At 56.0% G+C, this 3,166-nt stretch carries 4 protein-coding genes, 4 tRNA genes and 1 rRNA gene; all 9 read left to right on the top strand.

What is annotated here, in order from left to right; translation table 11 throughout:
• Positions 1 to 3 precede the first annotated feature (3 nt).
• A 5S ribosomal RNA gene (gene rrf, locus FFI95_RS15315) occupies positions 4 to 119 on the top strand.
• A gap of 112 nt (positions 120 to 231) precedes the next feature.
• Positions 232 to 1,197, top strand: a complete 966-nt coding sequence (locus FFI95_RS15310) for a biotin--[acetyl-CoA-carboxylase] ligase (protein WP_144823897.1) — start codon at positions 232 to 234, stop codon at positions 1,195 to 1,197.
• A complete protein-coding gene (locus FFI95_RS15305; protein ID WP_144823896.1) occupies positions 1,194 to 1,928 on the top strand; it encodes a type III pantothenate kinase in 735 nt (244 codons plus the stop codon). Before FFI95_RS15310 ends, FFI95_RS15305 begins: the two co-directional genes overlap by 4 nt.
• Positions 1,925 to 2,584 carry a hypothetical protein gene (locus FFI95_RS15300; protein WP_144823895.1) on the top strand — a complete coding sequence of 220 codons (660 nt, stop codon included), beginning with the start codon at positions 1,925 to 1,927 and terminating at the stop codon, positions 2,582 to 2,584. The genes FFI95_RS15305 and FFI95_RS15300 overlap by 4 nt, the downstream gene beginning before the upstream one ends.
• 31 nt (positions 2,585 to 2,615) lie before the next feature.
• Positions 2,616 to 2,691, top strand: a tRNA-Thr gene (locus FFI95_RS15295).
• A 34-nt stretch (positions 2,692 to 2,725) separates the two neighbouring features.
• Positions 2,726 to 2,809 (top strand) — tRNA-Tyr (locus FFI95_RS15290).
• A 9-nt stretch (positions 2,810 to 2,818) separates the two neighbouring features.
• A tRNA-Gly gene (locus tag FFI95_RS15285) sits at positions 2,819 to 2,893 on the top strand.
• Between the two features lie 13 nt (positions 2,894 to 2,906).
• A tRNA-Thr gene (locus tag FFI95_RS15280) sits at positions 2,907 to 2,982 on the top strand.
• 51 nt (positions 2,983 to 3,033) lie between these two features.
• Positions 3,034 to 3,166: GTP-binding protein (locus tag FFI95_RS15275; protein WP_246069533.1), on the top strand; the 133-nt coding region annotated here is incomplete at its 3' end.

Raw genomic sequence — 3,166 nt, 5'->3', positions numbered from 1 at the left:
TTGTCTGACGACCATAGCGGCCTGGTACCACCTGATCCCATCCCGAACTCAGAAGTGAAACAGGCCTGCGCCGATGGTAGTGTGGCATCTGCCCATGTGAGAGTAGGTCATCGTCAGACTCCTAATACTAAAACCCCCAGCCGAGTTCGGTTGGGGGTTTTTTCGTTTTGTGTTTTACGCCTTCCTGGTGTTTAATCCCCTCTCTACTCACTCCTGACTGGATGATGCTTAATGAAATCCAGAGCACTTTTAACCCTGCTCAGTGACGGGCAGGTCCACTCCGGTGAACGCCTGGCACAGCAACTTGGAGTCAGCCGAACGGCCGTCTGGAAACAGGTCCGCCGCGCCCTCGATAATGGCTATGATATTCAGACGGTGAGGGGGCGGGGGTATAAGCTCGCCAGGCCCCTGGACCTGCTTGATGAAGACAGCATTCTGTGTGCCCTGCCAGACGCTGTGCGTGACAAAATAGGCCTGACAGTAATGGATGAGGTAGGCTCTACCAATACTGAAGTGCTCAGCCTTATGACAGATGCCACTTCAGGTACGCCCGTAGTGATTGCCGATAGCCAGAGCCAGGGGCGTGGCCGCCGTGGGCGATCCTGGAGAAGCCCCAGAGGGGAAAATCTCAACCTCAGCATTGGCCTTACATTTCATGGCGGCTTTGCTGTCCTTGACGGGCTTAGCCTGGTCCTGGGTGTCGCGGTGGCAGAAAGCCTGGAGAAGCTTGGTGTTTCGGACGTGAGGCTCAAATGGCCCAACGACATATTTCTCCCCGGAGGTAAGCTCGGCGGCATCCTTGTAGAGCTTCAGGGAGAGCTTCAGGAAGGAGTAGTGCGGGTCGTTGCGGGCGTGGGTATCAACGTACATATGGAACATGCCGATGATGTTGAGCAGTCCTGGTCGAGCCTTGTCAGGCATTGCCCGGATCGGGCCTGGGCAAGGAATGAACTGGCGCCTGCACTGATCACGGCGTTACTCGATAGTGCGGAGGCGTTTTCACGGCATGGCTTTGATAGCTTCCGGGAGCGCTGGCAGGCGCGGGATATGCTGCAAGGGCAGCATGTTCACGCCAGAGGAGGTGAAACGGAAGGCACTGCAGCGGGCATTGATGCGCAGGGCAATTATCTTATCGCTACCAGCAGCGGCGTAGTCGCGGTCCGTGCCGGAGAGGTGAGCTTGAGGGTGTCACTATGAGGTTGCTGATTGATGCCGGCAACACACGGCTTAAGTGGCGTCTTGAGCATGATCTCACCGTAATCAGTCAGGGGCGTGGATCCATGAGTAGCGACCACCCCCTTAGCGATATTGACCAGTACCTGGGGACCGTATCCCGGGTTGCAGTGTCCACAGTAGCCCGGGAAGACCTGCGCATGGCACTCGATGCTTATCTGCAGGAGCGGGTACCCGGGGAGGTTCGCTTTTACTGGGCAGAGAAAGAAAGGCTCGGACTCCGGAACTCCTATGGCAATGTATCAGCGATGGGGGCCGATCGCTGGCATGGAATGTATGGTGCCTGGAAAAAACGGGGCCGGGGCTGCGCAGTTATCGATGCCGGCAGCGCCATCACCATCGATTATGTCAGTGATTCCGGAAACCACCTGGGAGGGTATATCCTGCCGGGCCTTGCAATGATGTTCAAAAGTCTGAAGACCGACGCTGCGCGGATCGCTTTCGAGCCAAATCACGCCGTTGCGCTGGAGCCTGGGCAAAGTACCGGGGAGTGTGTCAATCACGGCATGTCCTGGGTCTCTCTTGCCATAGCGCAGCAGCTTCACAGGGATGTTGAACAGTTGGGGCTGAGCGATATTCTGGTGACCGGGGGGGATGCTTCGCGGCTGCAGGCCGTAGGGTTAAACGCCAGTGAACATCCGTCCCTTGTGCTCGATGGGCTGGGCTTTATTGATCATGAGGTGTTCAGTGCATGAGGACTCTGGCCGTGCTGGTGCTGTTGCTGAACATCACGCTTTGGTACGTAGCTGCTCACTTGCCTGAGTCTGACGACAAAAGTGCGGCCGGCTCCGGCAGTCTGCCCCGGGTAACGAGCCTGAAACTCACAGGTAAAGGTGGGGCTTTGAGCCCGGAGGCTGCTACGGTCAGCTGCGTTGAATTGGGGTGGTTTGAGTCCCGGGCTGACGCAAAGAAGCTGGCTGAGGGCGACACGGGCTTAAGTTCCGGGCATTACGAGGTGTTTGAAGGAGAGCAGGCGCTTCCCCCATTGCATTGGGTCCTGATACCTCCGCAGCCGCACCCTGTTGCTCAGATCGAGCTACAGGAGTTGGAAGCAAAGGGCGTGGACGCCTACCTGGTTACAGAAGGTGAGAACCGGAATGCGATTTCACTGGGGCTTTTTGAGTCCAGGGAGGCTGCTATATCCATGTTGGAAGAAAAAAAACAAAAGAATCTCAACGCGGTACTGGCCAAGTTCACCCGAAATCAAGTAAGCTACGGCCTGTCTTTTGAGGTGAGGTCGGATTCGGCTCGTGCAAAAGCCGAGGAACTGGCATCTGCCCGGGGCACAAATTTTGATTTCATTGAAATCAATGAGTGCAAGGGTGTTGCAAAGTCAGAAAATAATCCGTAGTATACCGCCCTCGCTGAAGACGCGATTTTGAGCTGGCGTAGCTCAGTTGGCAGAGCAGCTGACTTGTAATCAGCAGGTCGGGGGTTCGATTCCGTCCGCCAGCTCCATTATTATACAGGCGCGCCAAGGCGCGCCTGACTCGGAGGGGTTCCCGAGTGGTTAAAGGGATCAGACTGTAAATCTGACGCGAAAGCTTCGCAGGTTCGAATCCTGCCCCCTCCACCATTATTGCTTGCGGGCATCGTATAGTGGCTATTACCTCAGCCTTCCAAGCTGATGACGCGGGTTCGATTCCCGCTGCCCGCTCCAGTTTTTAAAGAGTGCTCATGTAGCTCAGTCGGTAGAGCGCATCCTTGGTAAGGATGAGGTCAGCGGTTCAACTCCGCTCATGAGCTCCAATACTTGTCCGGTCATCGTTACGATCACGAGTGATCAGGGAGAGAGGTCGAATGTCCAAGTCTAAGTTTGAACGTAATAAGCCGCACCTGAACGTGGGCACTATTGGTCACGTTGACCACGGCAAGACGACTCTGACCGCTGCTCTGACGCGTGTATGTCACGAAGTTTGGGGCACAGGTTCAG

It is taken from the genome of Marinobacter piscis, from assembly GCF_007671655.1.
Taxonomy (GTDB): Bacteria; Pseudomonadota; Gammaproteobacteria; order Pseudomonadales; family Oleiphilaceae; genus Marinobacter; species Marinobacter piscensis.
Note: the sequence above shows the minus strand (reverse complement) of the source record. Positions and strands in the feature narration are given on the sequence as shown.

What these genes read in the sequence shown, in the direction of transcription:
- FFI95_RS15310 (WP_144823897.1), top strand. Translation starts at nt 232, where the DNA reads ATGAAATCCAGAGCACTTTTAACCCTGCTCAGTGACGGGCAGGTCCAC.
- FFI95_RS15305 (WP_144823896.1), top strand. Translation starts at nt 1,194, where the DNA reads ATGAGGTTGCTGATTGATGCCGGCAACACACGGCTTAAGTGGCGTCTT.
- FFI95_RS15300 (WP_144823895.1), top strand. Translation starts at nt 1,925, where the DNA reads ATGAGGACTCTGGCCGTGCTGGTGCTGTTGCTGAACATCACGCTTTGG.